This window comes from Stenotrophomonas sp. 14P6.2.3 (genome assembly GCF_057799055.1).
The window spans coordinates 49,034-62,570 of the sequence record NZ_JBYOLA010000019.1; the positions used below are offsets into that span (position 1 = coordinate 49,034).

14 protein-coding genes are annotated in these 13,537 nt (G+C 66.3%); 10 read left to right on the forward strand and 4 right to left on the reverse strand.

The features are described from left to right. Positions 1-49 precede the first annotated feature (49 nt). Genes AC27VL_RS14850 through AC27VL_RS14875 form a run of 6 tightly spaced genes read left to right on the forward strand, consistent with a single transcriptional unit; the run spans position 50 to position 5,954 of the window. Entirely contained in the window at positions 50-2,878 is a 2,829-nt protein-coding gene (locus tag AC27VL_RS14850; protein ID WP_488767142.1) for a monovalent cation/H+ antiporter subunit A, read from the forward strand. After that, positions 2,878-3,255, forward strand: coding sequence for a Na+/H+ antiporter subunit C (locus AC27VL_RS14855; protein ID WP_100553830.1), 378 nt, complete (start codon positions 2,878-2,880; stop codon positions 3,253-3,255). Before AC27VL_RS14850 ends, AC27VL_RS14855 begins: the two co-directional genes overlap by 1 nt. Further along, a complete protein-coding gene (locus AC27VL_RS14860; RefSeq protein WP_488767144.1) occupies positions 3,252-4,787 on the forward strand; it encodes a monovalent cation/H+ antiporter subunit D in 1,536 nt (511 codons plus the stop codon). The genes AC27VL_RS14855 and AC27VL_RS14860 overlap by 4 nt, the downstream gene beginning before the upstream one ends. Beyond that, entirely contained in the window at positions 4,784-5,290 is a 507-nt protein-coding gene (locus tag AC27VL_RS14865; RefSeq protein ID WP_025874599.1) for a Na+/H+ antiporter subunit E, read from the forward strand. Before AC27VL_RS14860 ends, AC27VL_RS14865 begins: the two co-directional genes overlap by 4 nt. Then, positions 5,287-5,571: a K+/H+ antiporter subunit F gene (locus tag AC27VL_RS14870; RefSeq protein ID WP_025874598.1), complete on the forward strand. Its 285-nt coding sequence runs from the start codon at positions 5,287-5,289 to the stop codon at positions 5,569-5,571. Before AC27VL_RS14865 ends, AC27VL_RS14870 begins: the two co-directional genes overlap by 4 nt. Then, on the forward strand, positions 5,568-5,954 hold the full coding sequence (locus AC27VL_RS14875) for a Na+/H+ antiporter subunit G (protein ID WP_089237394.1): 387 nt from the start codon (positions 5,568-5,570) through the stop codon (positions 5,952-5,954). Before AC27VL_RS14870 ends, AC27VL_RS14875 begins: the two co-directional genes overlap by 4 nt. 141 nt (positions 5,955-6,095) lie before the next feature. Here AC27VL_RS14875 and AC27VL_RS14880 read toward each other — a convergent pair whose 3' ends face one another. Continuing rightward, a complete protein-coding gene (locus tag AC27VL_RS14880) occupies positions 6,096-7,055 on the reverse strand; it encodes a sodium:calcium antiporter (RefSeq protein ID WP_488767146.1) in 960 nt (319 codons plus the stop codon). Between the two features lie 73 nt (positions 7,056-7,128). Then, positions 7,129-7,773, reverse strand: coding sequence for a hypothetical protein (locus AC27VL_RS14885; RefSeq protein WP_488767148.1), 645 nt, complete (start codon positions 7,771-7,773; stop codon positions 7,129-7,131). 124 nt (positions 7,774-7,897) lie between these two features. Here AC27VL_RS14885 and AC27VL_RS14890 point away from each other — a divergent pair, with 124 nt between their 5' ends. After that, positions 7,898-8,434, forward strand: coding sequence for a hypothetical protein (locus AC27VL_RS14890; RefSeq protein ID WP_488767150.1), 537 nt, complete (start codon positions 7,898-7,900; stop codon positions 8,432-8,434). A 70-nt stretch (positions 8,435-8,504) separates the two neighbouring features. On the opposite strand, the gene hmgA is transcribed toward AC27VL_RS14890, so the two are convergent. Then, positions 8,505-9,803 carry a homogentisate 1,2-dioxygenase gene (gene hmgA, locus AC27VL_RS14895; RefSeq protein ID WP_483024222.1) on the reverse strand — a complete coding sequence of 433 codons (1,299 nt, stop codon included), beginning with the start codon at positions 9,801-9,803 and terminating at the stop codon, positions 8,505-8,507. Between the two features lie 103 nt (positions 9,804-9,906). Beyond that, positions 9,907-11,019, reverse strand: coding sequence for a 4-hydroxyphenylpyruvate dioxygenase (gene hppD, locus AC27VL_RS14900; RefSeq protein WP_170919610.1), 1,113 nt, complete (start codon positions 11,017-11,019; stop codon positions 9,907-9,909). 129 nt (positions 11,020-11,148) lie between these two features. On the opposite strand from hppD, the gene AC27VL_RS14905 reads away from it, so the two are divergent. The 3 genes from AC27VL_RS14905 to AC27VL_RS14915 all read left to right on the forward strand — a co-directional run bounded on the left by AC27VL_RS14905 (position 11,149) and on the right by AC27VL_RS14915 (position 13,500). Further along, complete coding sequence (locus AC27VL_RS14905; protein ID WP_050815698.1) at positions 11,149-11,643, forward strand: MarR family winged helix-turn-helix transcriptional regulator; 495 nt, start codon at positions 11,149-11,151, stop codon at positions 11,641-11,643. 548 nt (positions 11,644-12,191) lie between these two features. Continuing rightward, on the forward strand, positions 12,192-12,419 hold the full coding sequence (locus AC27VL_RS14910) for a hypothetical protein (protein ID WP_100553836.1): 228 nt from the start codon (positions 12,192-12,194) through the stop codon (positions 12,417-12,419). 19 nt (positions 12,420-12,438) lie between these two features. After that, a complete protein-coding gene (locus AC27VL_RS14915; protein ID WP_191077707.1) occupies positions 12,439-13,500 on the forward strand; it encodes a PDDEXK nuclease domain-containing protein in 1,062 nt (353 codons plus the stop codon). The last annotated feature ends 37 nt before the right edge of the window (positions 13,501-13,537 follow it).

The window sequence follows — 13,537 nt, forward strand, 5'->3', positions numbered from 1 at the left end:
GGCAGCCTGTTATGCTCCCTGACCTGCTCGTGAATCATGGATTCCCTGCATGCTCCCCAGCCTGCCCCTGCTGCTGGCCCTGCCGTTCCTCATGGCAGTGGCTGTCGCAGCCTTCCCCCGTAGTTCGCGCTCGACTGCTGCCTGGCTGGCGGCGCTGGCGCCGTTGGGCGGGCTGGCGATCCTCGCCTGGCTGACCCCATCGGTGCTCGATGGCCAGGTGGTGCGGACGATGGTGCCGTGGCTGCCGCAGATCGGCCTGGACTTCACCCTGCGGTTGGATGGCCTGGCCTGGATGTTCGCCGGGCTGGTACTGGGCATCGGCGCACTGGTGGTGCTGTATGCGCGCTACTACCTGAGCCCGCAGGACAGCGCACACCGCTTCTATACCTACCTGTTGCTGTTCATGGGCGCCATGCTGGGCATGGTGCTGTCGGGCAACCTGTTGCTGCTGATGATCTTCTGGGAAATGACCAGCATCAGCTCGTTCCTGCTGATCGGTTTCTGGTCGCATCGCCAGGACGCCCGCGAGGGCGCGCGGATGGCGCTGGTGATCACCGGCGGCGGCGGCCTGGCCCTGCTGGCCGGCGTGCTGCTGATCGGCCGCATCGTCGGCAGCTTCGACCTGGACGTGGTGCTGGCTGCCGGTGAGCAGATCCGCGCCAGCGCGCTGTACCCCTACGCGTTGTTCCTGGTACTGGCGGGCATCTTCACCAAGAGCGCGCAGTTCCCGTTCCACTTCTGGCTGCCGCACGCGATGGCCGCGCCCACCCCGGTGTCGGCCTACCTGCACTCGGCCACCATGGTGAAGGCGGGCGTATTCCTGCTGGCGCGCCTGCATCCAGCGTTGGCCGGCAGCGATCTGTTCTTCTACACGGTCAGCGGCATCGGTGCGATCACCCTGCTGATCGGCGCCTGGAACGCGATCTTCCAGCATGACCTGAAGGGCCTGCTGGCCTATTCGACGATCTCGCACCTGGGCCTGATCACCCTGCTGTTCGGCCTGTCCACACCGATGGCGGTGGTCGCCGGCGTGTTCCACATCCTCAACCACGCCACCTTCAAGGCCTCGCTGTTCATGGCCGCCGGCATCATCGACCACGAGACCGGTACCCGTGACATGCGCAAGCTCGGTGGCCTGCGCAGGCTGATGCCGTTCACCAGCGCGCTGGCGATCATCGCGTCGCTGGCGATGGCCGGCATCCCGCTGCTCAATGGCTTCCTGTCCAAGGAAATGCTGTTCGCCGAAGCGCTCTCGGCCGGTGGCACCGACACCATGCGCACGGCGGTGTCGATCGCTGCGCTGCTGGCTGGTGTGTTCGGCGTGGCCTACAGCCTGCGCTTCGTGCACGACACCTTCTTCGGCAAGGGTCCGCATGGCCTGGACCGCGTGCCGCACGAGCCGCCGCGCTGGATGAAGGTGCCGGTGGAGATCCTGGTGGTGATCTGCGTGGCGGTGGGTATCGCCCCGGCACTGACGGTGGCGCCGGTGCTGCACGCGGCAGCTGCCTCGATCCTCGGCAGCTCGATGCCCGAGTACAACCTGTCGATCTGGCATGGCTTCAACCTGCCGCTGGCGATGAGCGCCGCGGGCGTGGTCGGTGGCGTGGCCCTCTACTTCGGCCTGCGCAAGCTGATCGACCTGCATGGGGTAACCAACACCACGCCGGGGCGCAACGTCTTCCACCACCAGCTGGACCTGCTGTCGGCCGGTGCGCAGCGGTTGACCGCCGGCATCGCCAACGGCAGCCTGCAGCGCATGCTGCTGGGCCTGGTGCTGGTGGCGATCGTGGTTGCCGCCGCGCCCTACATCGCCAACCCGGCCTCGCCGGAATGGACAAAACCGCAGCCCATCCCGCTGCTGGGCTGGGCACTGTGGCTGGTGATGATGTCCTGCGCGGTGGCGACCCTGCGCATGTACAAGCAGCGCCTGCTGGCGGTGCTGCTGGTCGGCGGTGTCGGCCTGATGGTGGCGCTGACCTTCGTGTTCCTGTCCGCACCCGACCTGGCGCTGACCCAGCTGCTGGTGGAGATGGTCACGCTGGTGCTGATGCTGCTGGGCATGAACTACCTGCCCGCACAGTCCGGCCCAGAGCGGCCGCGCTGGCGCAAGCGCCGTGATGCGCTGATCGCGATCGTGGCCGGTGCCGGCCTCGGCGCGCTGGCCTACAGCGCGATGACGCTGCCGCCGAACACCATGGCCGGCGAACTGCTTGCCCGCGCACTGCCCGAGGCGTACGGCCAGAACGTGGTCAACGTGATCCTGGTCGACTTCCGAGGTTTCGATACCTTCGGCGAGATCACCGTGTTCGGCATCGCCGCACTGGTCGTGCATGCGCTGCTGCGGCGTACGCGGATGGCGCCGGAGCAGATCATGCCCGGCCCGCCGATCAAGCTGCCGGTACCGGCCGATCTGGCCCAGATCATGTTCCCGCTGACCCTGACGGTCTCCATTTTCCTGTTCCTGCGCGGCCACAACGCGCCGGGCGGCGGCTTCATCGCAGGCCTGGTGCTGGCCGTGCCGCTGCTGATCCAGTACGTGATCCAAGGCACCGCATCGGTGGAGTCGCGCTTCGGCTTCGACTACATCCGCTGCATCGGCACCGGCCTGCTGATCGCCATCCTCAGCGGCGGCGCCTCGATGCTGTTCGGCGTGCCGTTCCTGACCAGCGGTCACCTGGACCTGCACCTGCCGTTGATCGGTGATGTACCGCTGGCCAGCGCGATTGGTTTTGATATCGGCGTGTACCTGGTGGTGTTCGGTGGCGCGATGCTGATGCTGTCGATGATGGCCACCGTCAAACCCTCGCGGACGCGCACCGCGCGCAAGGGCGAGATCGACCTGCAACGCCGCTCGGCACGAACGGGGGAGATGCACTGATGGAACTGGCCCTGGCCTCTGCGATCGGCGTGCTGACCGCCATCGCCATCTACCTGCTGCTGCGCGCGCGCAGCTTCGATGTGATCCTCGGCATGACCTTCCTGTCCTACGCCACCAACCTGTTGATCTTTGCCGGTGGCCGCGTAGTGCAGGGCAAAGCGCCGGTGCTGCAGGAGGGCGTGGAGAGCCACCTCGGCAACTACACCGATCCGCTGCCGCAGGCACTGGTATTGACCGCGATCGTGATCGCGTTTGCGATGACCGCTGTCAGCATCGTGCTGGCCATGCGCAGCCGCAGCGACAACCACAGTGACCATGTGGACGCGCACGAGCCGGACGACGATGCACCGCCGCGCCGGGGCGAGGACCGCGCATGAATCATCTGGTGATCCTGCCGATCCTGGTACCGCTGCTCGGCGCTGCGCTGTCGCTGTTCGTCGAACATCGCCGCTATGGGCCGAAGGTACAGCGTGCCGTGGCGTGGACCTCGCTGGGCGCGCTGGCGGTGGTGGTCGGCCTGTTGTTCGCCGACACCGCAGGTAGCGACATCCGCGTCTACCTGCTGGGCGACTGGCCGTCGCGGCTGGGCATCGCGCTGGTCGCCGACCAGCTGTCCGCCTGGATGCTGCTGACCACCCTGCTGCTGGCCATTCCCTGCCTGCTGCATGCGTGCTCAGGATGGGACCGCCGCGCACCGCACTTCCATGCGCTGTTCCAGTTCCAGCTGGTGGGCCTCAACGGTGCCTTCCTGACCGGCGACATCTTCAACCTGTTCGTGTTCTTCGAGGTGATGCTGATCGCCTCCTACGGCCTGCTGCTCAGTGGCGGCCGTGGCCTGCGCATGCGCATCGGCCTGCACTACGTGGTGTTCAACGTCACCGCCTCGACCCTGTTCCTGATCGCACTGGGCCTGCTGTACGCCTCGCTGGGGTCGTTGAACATGGCCGAGCTGTCGCAGCGCATTGCCGAGGTGCCGCCGGCGCAGCTGACCCTGGTGAAGGCGACGATGGGCCTGTTGCTGCTGGTGTTCTGTGCCAAGGCCGCGCTGATGCCGCTGTACCTGTGGCTGCCCGAATCGTATGCGCGTGCACCGGCGGCGGTAGCGGCGCTGTTCGCGATCATGACCAAGGTGGGCCTGTATGCCGTGCTGCGCATCCAGATGCTGTGGTTCGGCGAGGATGCGGGTGCGATGGCCGGCTACGGCCGCGACTGGCTGCTGTGGGCCGGCGTAGCGACGCTGGTGCTGGGCGGCCTGGGTGCGTTGGCCGCAGCGCGCCTGCGCGTGCTGATTTCGTATCTGGTGATCGTCTCGGCAGCGACGCTGTTCATCGCGTTCTCTGTCGGCACGCCGAAGGTGCTGTCGGCCGGCCTGTATTACCTGCCGCACAGCAGCTTCGTCGCCGCCGCACTGTTCCTGGTCGCCGACCTGATCCGACGCCGCCGTGGCGGCGCCAGCGACCGCAAGGAAGTGATCGCGCCGATGCCCGGCAAGGAGACGCCCGCCGTGCTGTTCCTGATTGCGGCGGTGTCGGTGGCCGGTCTGCCGCCACTGTCAGGCTTCCTGGCCAAGGCCGCGCTGTTGGCCGGCATGCCCGCCCAATACACCGGCGCGGTGTGGACGGCGGTGCTGGTCAGCAGCCTGCTGGTCATCATGGGCCTGACCCGCGGCGGCATCCGCCTGTTCTGGCGCGTACCGCTGCCTGATCCCGATGCACCGCCACCGCGCAAGGCACCACTGCGCCGCGTAGAGCTGTTTGCCGCCTGCATCCTGCTGGCCTACGGTATCGGCATGACGCTGTTCGCTGCCCCGCTGATGCAGCACACCGACGCCATCGCCACCCAGCTGCTGCAACCGGGCGATTACGTGCAGCAGTTGCGCGCGACCACGCCGGAGATCCGCCAGCCATGACCGCCAAGCGCTCCCCGATCCGCCGCCTGCTGCCCTCGCCCGCGCTGAGCGTGATGGTGGTGGTGTTCTGGCTGCTGATGTCCGACAGCTTCACGCTCGGCCAGTTCCTGCTGGGCCTGCTGCTGGGCGTGGTCATTCCATTGTTCGCTGCGCGCCTGGACCGCGAGTTCGCCCGCATCGGCACCCTGCGGCCGCTGCCGAAGCTGCTGTTCGTGACCCTGTGGGACATCCTGATGTCCAACATCCGCGTAGCCATCCAGGTGCTGGGCCCGGAAAAGAACATCCACCCCGGTTTCATCTGGCTGCCGCTGGACATCGCCAACATCCACGGCATCGCCGCGCTGACCAGCATGATCACGCTGACTCCCGGCACGGTGTCGGCCGCACTCAGCGACGACCGGAAGTTCCTGCTGGTGCACGTGCTGCACCTGGAAGACCCGCAGGAGCTGATCGACACAATCAAGCGCCGTTATGAAGCCCCGTTGATGGAGATCTTCCCATGACTGGATTCCAGATCATCCAGACCACCCTGGTGGTATGCATGCACGTGGTTGGCCTGGCCATGCTGCTGGCCACCTGGCGCCTGCTGCGCGGGCCGACCGTGCCCGACCGCATCCTGGCACTGGATACGCTGTCGGTGACCGCCATCGCAGAGCTGATGCTGTTCGGCATGTACCTCAATTCGGCGATCTACTTCGAGGCGGCACTGATCATTGCCATGCTCGGCTTCGGCAGCACGGTGGTGCTGAGCAAGTTCGTGCTGCGCCGGGACATCGTCGAATGATCACCTTCATCCAGATCGCGCTGTCGATCCTGCTGTTGTTCGGCTGTTTCTTCATCCTGGTCGGCGCGCTGGGGCTGGTGAAGCTGTCCACCTTCTTCAAGCGCCTGCACGCACCGACCAAGGCCAGCACGCTGGGCGTGGGCTGCGTGCTGGTGTGTTCGGTGTGTTACCACATCTTCCTGGGCCAGGACCCGCAGCCGCGCGAGCTGCTGATCACCGTGTTCCTGTTCATCACCGCGCCGATCAGCGCGCATCTGATGGCCAAGGCCGCGCTGTCGCTGCTGATGGAAACGCGCCCCACTCTGCCGGGCAACGAGCGTGCGGAAGAAGAACAGCTGCCGCCGCCGGAACCGGAGCGGGAAGAGGAAACCACCGCGCGTTGACGGTGGGTTCCGACCGTTGGTCGGCACTACCCCGGATAACCGCCAGTAGAGCCAGGCCATGCCTGGCTGCGAGTTCGCCGAGGTTGCCGGCCAGCGGCCGGCACTACCGGGTCCACGCGCGGGGCCGATCCATCGCAGCGGTCAGACCGGTGTGACCAGCGCGATTTCCAGCCCCAACCAGGCCACGAACGCGCCTAGCAGCACCGCACCTTCGATGCGGCTGATGCGCAGGTCGCCGCGCAGCATCGGGTACAGCACCAGGGCGAACGCCAGCAGCGCCGGCAGTTCAAGGCGTACGAACGAAGCAGGCAGCGCCAGCGGCTGCAGCAGCCCCATCGCACCGATCACCAGCATCAGGTTGACCACGCTGGAACCAAGCACGTGGCCCAGCACCATGTCGCCGTGACCACGGCGCGCTGCCGCGACGGCGGCTGCCACCTCCGGCAACGCGGTGCCGATCGCCACCGGCAACAGACCGACCAGCAGCGGCGTCCAGCCCAGCGCAGCACCAAAATCAGCAGCAGCACCGACCACCAGGCGCGCGCCCCAGTACAACGCCAATGCGGCAATCAGCACGCGCAGCACATTCAAGGGCAGGCTGGTGCGGCTCAGTGCCGACTCGGCGATGATCGCCTGTACCTCGGTGCTCTCATGGCGCCCGCGTCGCAGCAGCAGGAACTGCACCACCACGAACCCGGCCACCAGCACGCCAGCCTCCCAGCGCACCAGGCGGCCATCGAGCCCGAACACGATCAGCAGCAGGCCCGCGACCAGCAACGCCCACCACAGCACCGTCTGCAGGCGGGCACGCAACAACAGCGGCGCGGCAATGGCAGCCATTGCCAGGGTCAGGCCAAGGTTGACCACGCTGCTGCCGACGGCGTTGCCCAAGGCCAGCTCCGGCTGGCCCACCACCAGCGCGCGGGCGTTGACCGCCAGCTCCGGCAGCGAAGTAGTGATGCCCAGCAACAACAAGCCGGCGGTGAATGCGCTGGCACCGAAGCGCTGCGCCAGGCCGGAAACGGCTTTGACGATGGAGTCCCCGCCCAGGGCCAGCAACAGCAGGCCGAGCAGGAACCAGGCAATGGCAATGGCGATCATCGAGCACTCCCCAGCGGTCGTGGCGCGATTCTACGCTCGGCCCACCCGTTGCGGGTGAGCCGAGAATGATGGATCAGCCGCAGCCTTCGGCGTAGTCCACCTGCGGGGTCCTGCCAACCCGCCAGGCGCCGGCCTTGCCGTCAGCGCCGAGGGCGAAATCGATGATCGCCGCGCCCTCCTGCGCCGGGCGCACGCGCAGGTGCTGGGCCTTGTCGTCGTACTTGTCCGGGCCGACGTCGGCGCGCTCGGGATAGAGCACCTGCAGCTCGCCCAGGGTCATGCCGACACGACCACCACCGGGGGCGACAATGGACGGGCTGCGTACGTCGTAGCGGACCAGCTTGCGCGCCTCGAACATCAGGCGCGGGTCTTCGGCGTCCTGCGGGCGCAGGAAGTAACAGCCTTCATTGGCATCGTCGGCAGGCAGCGGCTTGCCAGCGGCATCGGTACCCAGGCCCTGCAACGGCGTGCCGAAGCCACTGCGGACCTCGGCGATGCCGGCGCCCAGCGTGGCGCCGCCGAAGCCATCCAGGCGTGCCGGGCTGTCGCGGCGCGGGTCCACCGGCGATGCGGTGGCCAGATCGGCGTCGGCGGGAACGGAGGCGTCTTTCGCCGGTGCGGTTGCGGCGGCAGGCGCGTCCGGCGCGGCGGTTTCGGGACTACGGTTGCAGGCGGCCAGCGACAACAGCAGCAGGCCGGCAATCGGGAGGTGCTTCATCGGTGCGGATCCTTGGCACAGGGTGGGTGCACGCTACCCCAGTGCGCGTGCAGGCGCTGCATTGTCATCGCGGTTTCATCGCCCTCATTCAGGCTGGGCGAGCACCGACTTGGCTGTCCACCCCATGCAACCGCGCAAGACCGACCTCGCCCGAACCGCGCTGCAGGCCCACCGCGCGCCGCTGGACATGCGCCAGCGACGGCTGCTGATCCTGTGCGATGGCCAGCGCAGCATCGCCGAGCTGACCGCACTGCTGGGGCAGGACGCGGCAGCGATGGTGATCCAGCTGATCCAGGCCGGATATCTGGTGACCGGCGCGGACGCCGCCGCTTCCACGCAACCTGCGCCGAGTGTGGCGGCTGCCACTCTGGCGCCGTCAGCCGCCGCAGCGTCCGCCGCGCCAGTCGAGCGACGCCGCTCGCTGGTCGCCGCGCGCATCTATGTGCTGGGAATCCTGGAGATGCAGCGGCATCCCAACGCAGCGGCGTTGTTCCGCGACCTGCAGCAGGCGCGCGCCGAAGGCGAGGTCCTGCGGGTGATGCAATCGGCGCTGCAGGTGCTGCCGGCGCTGACCTCGGACGGCTACTGCCAGCGCGTGCGGCAGCGGCTGATGGAGGCGCTGCCGGTGGAGCATTGCAGCGCGTTCGCCGAGGTGGCCTGAAAAAAAGGGGACGGAGGGAATTAAGTCGTTTTGGGCACAAACGACTTAATTCCCTCCGTCCCCTTTTTCATCAACGGAAGTTGTTGCGCAGGCCGTTCCAGCACTGCTGGTAATCGCCCTGCCGGTGGCCTGCGGCCAGCGCCTGCGCGGTCGGGCGGATCACCCCACGGGTCTCGAACATGAAAGCCATGGTGTCCTTGATCACGTCCGGCTTGGACAGATCGGCACTGGAGGCCTTGTCGAAGGTCGGCGCGTCCGGACCGTGGCCACTCATGCAGTTGTGCAACGACGCACCGCCCGGCACGAAGCCTTCGGCCTTGGCGTCGTAGGCACCATGCACCAGGCCCATGAACTCGCTGGCGATGTTGCGGTGGAACCACGGCGGGCGGAACGTGTTCTGCGCCACCAGCCAGCGCGGCGGGAAGATCGCGAAATCCATGTTGCTGGTGCCCGCGGTGTCGCTGGGCGAGTGCAGCACCAGGAAGATCGACGGATCCGGGTGGTCGTGGCTGATCGAGCCGATGGTGTTGAAGCGGCGCAGGTCGTAGCGGTACGGCGCGTAGTTGCCATGCCAGGCCACCACGTCCAGCGGCGAATGGTCGATCGGGGCACGCCACAGGCGGCCGTCGAACTTGGCGATCAGTTCGAAATCACCGTCGATGTCTTCGAACGCGGCATGCGGGGTCTCGAAGTCGCGCGGATTGGCCAGGCCGTTGGAGCCGATCGGGCCAAGGTCGGGCAGCTTCAGCAGTGCGCCGAAGTTCTCGCAGATGTAGCCACGGCTCGGGCCGTCAGGCAGCTCGACGCGGAAGCGCACGCCGCGCGGAATCACCGCGATCTGCTGCGGTTCGATCTCGATCACGCCCAGCTCGGTCAGCAGCCGCAGGCTGCCCAGCTGCGGCACGATCAGCAGCTCGCCGTCGGCGTCGTAGAAGTAGCGGCCGACCATGTCACGGTTGGCCGCGTACAGATGGATGCCGACGCCGGCATGCGCGTCGGGCGAACCGTTGCCGCCCATCGTGTACAGGCCTTCGACGAAATCGGTCGGCAGCTCAGGCAGCGGCAGCGGGCTCCAGCGCAGCTGGTTCGGCGAAGCGGGCTGCGCACCGAAATCGCCCTGCAACTGCGATTGCGCGAACGGAGTGAACTCGCCATGGGTCACCGCCGGGCGGATCCGGTACAGCCAGCTGCGGCGGTTGCTGCCGCGCGGTGCGGTGAAGGCGGTGCCGGTCAGCTGCTCGGCGTACAGGCCATGGGCCACCTTCTGCGGCGAATTCTGGCCGACCGGCAGTGCACCGGGCACGGCCTCGCTGGCGAACTCGTTGCCGAAACCGGACTGGTAGCCGCGGGCGGTGATGGCGCTGGACATGGGGGGCTCCTGGGTACGGCGGGACCGGAACGGAAAGCAGCCGAGCATGGCTCGGCTCTACAGATGGGCAGGCGCCGGGACTGGCCCGGCGCTACCGAAGACCTTACAGCACGCCGCGACGGATCTGGTCGCGCTCGATGCTCTCGAACAGCGCGGTGAAGTTGCCTTCGCCGAAGCCTTCGTTGCCCTTGCGCTGGATGATCTCGAAGAAAATCGGGCCGATGCAGTTCTGGGTGAAGATCTGCAGCAGCTTGCGCTGATGGGTTTCCGGGTCGGCGTCGATCAGGATCTTGTTCTTCGCCAGGCGGGCGACGTCCTCACCGTGGTTCGGCACGCGCTGGTCGATCACGTCAAAGTAGGTCTCCGGCGTGTCGAGGAAATCCACGCCCTGCGCGCGCATTGCTTCAACGGTCTCGTAGATGTTCTCGGTGAAGCAGGCGATGTGCTGGATGCCCTCGCCCTTGTACGCGTCCAGGTACTCGTTGATCTGGCTCTTCGGGTCGGACGACTCGTTCAGCGGAATGCGCACGATGCCGTCCGGCGCGGTCATCGCCTTGGACACCAGGCCGGTCTTCAGGCCCTTGATGTCGAAGTAACGGATCTCGCGGAAGTTGAACAGGCGCTCGTAGTAGTCCGACCACTGCTGCATGTTGCCGAAGTACAGGTTGTGGGTCAGATGGTCGATGAAGGTGAGGCCGAAGCCCTTCGGGCGCAGCTCGGCGCCGGCGATCAGCTCGTAGTCGCCATCGAAGATGCTGCCGGCATCGCCGTAGCGATCCACCAGGTACAGCATGCAGTCGCCGATGCCCTTGATGACCGGGGCGTTGACCGCCTTGCTCTCCGGCTTGAAGGCGATGGCTTCAGCGCCATTGCCCAGCGCGGTCTGGTAGACCTCCGCACCCGGCTTCTTGAAGCGGATGGCGAAGCCGCAGGCGCACGGGCCGTGCTTCTCGGCGAAGTCGGCAGCGAACGAATCGGGGTCTTCATTGACCAGGAAGTTGACGTCGCCCTGGCGATAGACGGTAATCGGACGCTGCTTGTGCTTGAGCACCGCGCTGAAGCCCATCTTGCGGAAGTACTCGTGCAGCTCGGCACCACGGCCGGCCGGTGCGGCGAATTCGACGAACTCGAAGCCGTCGATGCCCATCGGATTTTCGAAGGTGGTGACCTGCATGCCGGGGTTGGGATGCGAGGCGGACGGGACTGCGGTATTCATGGCGTGGCTCCGAATCGGTGCCGCATCGGCACAAACCAGGTGCGGGCGGGGTTGGACCCGGCGAGAATGCAGGGTACGGACCCAACACTTATAGTTACACTTGAAACCACCAGCAAGGTGCACCGCAACATGAGCCCCGCCGATCCCGCTTCCACCCGCCTGCGTGCCTCCCACGTCCTGCTCGACCTGGAACAGTTCCTGCCGTACCGGCTGAGCGTGCTGTCCAACCGGGTCAGCGGCAACATCGCCAAGCTGTACGGCGACCGCTATGGCCTGGCCATCCCGGAGTGGCGGGTGATCACCATCCTGGCGCTGTATCCCGGCTCGTCGGCCAGCGAGGTCTCCGACCGCACGGCGATGGACAAGGTGGCGGTCAGCCGCGCGGTGGCCCGGCTGCTGGAACGCGGTTTCATCAAGCGTGAGACGCATGGTGATGACCGCCGCCGCTCGGTGCTGGCGCTGTCGGCGGCGGGGTTCGAGGTATACGAGACGATCGCGCCGATGGTGATCGAGATCACCCGCAAGCTGATGTCGGTGCTGAGCGAGGAAGAGGAGCAGGTGCTGGAGAAGCTGATCCTGCGCCTGGCCGGGGATGGCCTGGAGCGGATGGGCGAAGGGGTCTGACCCCTTCGGGGCGGCGCCCCCCCCCCCCCGCCGCCCTTGGCAGGTGTCGACCTTGGTCGACACATGGACCCACGCCAGGCGTGGATGATGTCGCGGGCTGCGCTGTGAGGGATCCGGCGCGCTCCATCGATGACGTGCAACGCGCGGTGTTCATTGCGCGCCGACGAACGGTCTTTCGGCCGGATTCGACTCGACGTGTCGCGTTTACCACCTGATGTTTCGGCATCGGGCCGGTAGAGTCCTGATCGACAGAGCGGCTGTATCGAAATTCGCGCATCGAATGGCATTGCCTATTGGACGGCCGATCCCATCGGCCCGAGGGTAGGCGCGCAGCGGAGCACCGCTGCCGGGGTTGAAAGCCCGTTCATCAAACGCGTAACGACGCTGCACCAATGGTGCCCATCTGACGGTGGGCGCCATTCTGCAGCCGGGTCTGCCTTATGGCGGGCGGTGCGTGGGGCCTGGTGCCCACCGTTTTCGCGTTTGAGCGGTCTTTCAACCACGCATCGCCTGCCGCCTTTCCGGCGGCCTCTCCCCGGAGCTTCGCCATGACACGCCCCAATCACCCCACTGCCGACCCCATCGACCGCGAAGCCGACCTGCAGCGCATCGATGAGGCCTTGGCCACGTTGGAAACCGTCACCCAGGCGTGGTTCGAACATCAGCGCCTGAAGGCCTGCCAGCCGGGCCTGCTGCTGTCGTTGAACCGGCTGCTCGACCTGACCAGTCTCGCCAAGGGCTATGCCAGTGCGCTGCGGGTGATTGCCGAGCCCTGACCCTGCTGGAAGGCACCTCATGGATGACACACCGCCCCTCACCCTGCCGCATACCCACGATCTGCTGGCTGATATCCGGGAACTGATATCCACGGCCCGCGCCGGGATGGTGAGGACCGTCAATGCCGAACTGACGCTGCTGTACTGGCGCATAGGACGTCGCATCCATGTCGATCAGATGGATGGACGCCGGGCACGCTATGGAGAGGTCCTGTTCAAGCGCATCGCCAGGACACTGTCTGCCGAGTTCGGCGGTTCGTTCGGTGAAAAGAGCCTGCGCAGGATGGTGCAGTTCTCCATCGCATTTGCCGACGAGCAGATTGTCGTATCACTGCTACGACAATTGAGCTGGACCCATTTCATCGCGCTGATCCCGCTGTCTGATCCGCTCAAGCGCGACTTCTACGCCCAGATGGCCAGCACGGAAGGCTGGAGCGTCCGCATGTTGCGCCAGCGCATCGACTCGATGCTGTACGAACGTACGGCACTTTCCAGCCAACCCGAGCAGACCATTGCCAATGAGCTGTCGGCGTTGCGCAGGAACCAGCAGCTCTCCCCGGGCCTGGTCCTGCGCGACCCGTACGTACTTGATTTTCTCGGGCTGAAGGAGTGCTGGGACGAGCAGGAACTGGAAGGCGCCATCCTGCGTGAAATGCAGGGATTCCTGCTTGAACTCGGGGCAGGCTTCAGCTTCGTCGCCCGCCAGAAACGCATCCAGATCGACGACGACGACTTCCATCTCGACCTGCTGTTCTACAACCGCCGCCTGCGCAGGCTGGTAGCCGTCGAACTGAAGATCGGTGACTTCAAGCCAGCGTACAAAGGCCAGATGGAGCTCTATCTGCGTTGGCTGGATCGATACGAGCGAGAGGAAGGTGAAGAGGCACCGCTGGGCATCATCCTTTGCACAGGCAAGAAGGCAGGCCAGATCGAGCTGCTGGAGCTGGACCGCTCAGGCATCCATGTGGCGGAGTACCTGACATCCCTTCCCTCCCGGGAAGTCCTCAAGCAACGTCTGCAGGCCGCCACGGAGCGTGCGCGGCAACGCATGGAGTTCACTGCTGCAGAGATCGACCGTTAGGGCGTCAACAGATCCACACCACGCGCAGATGGCCCAC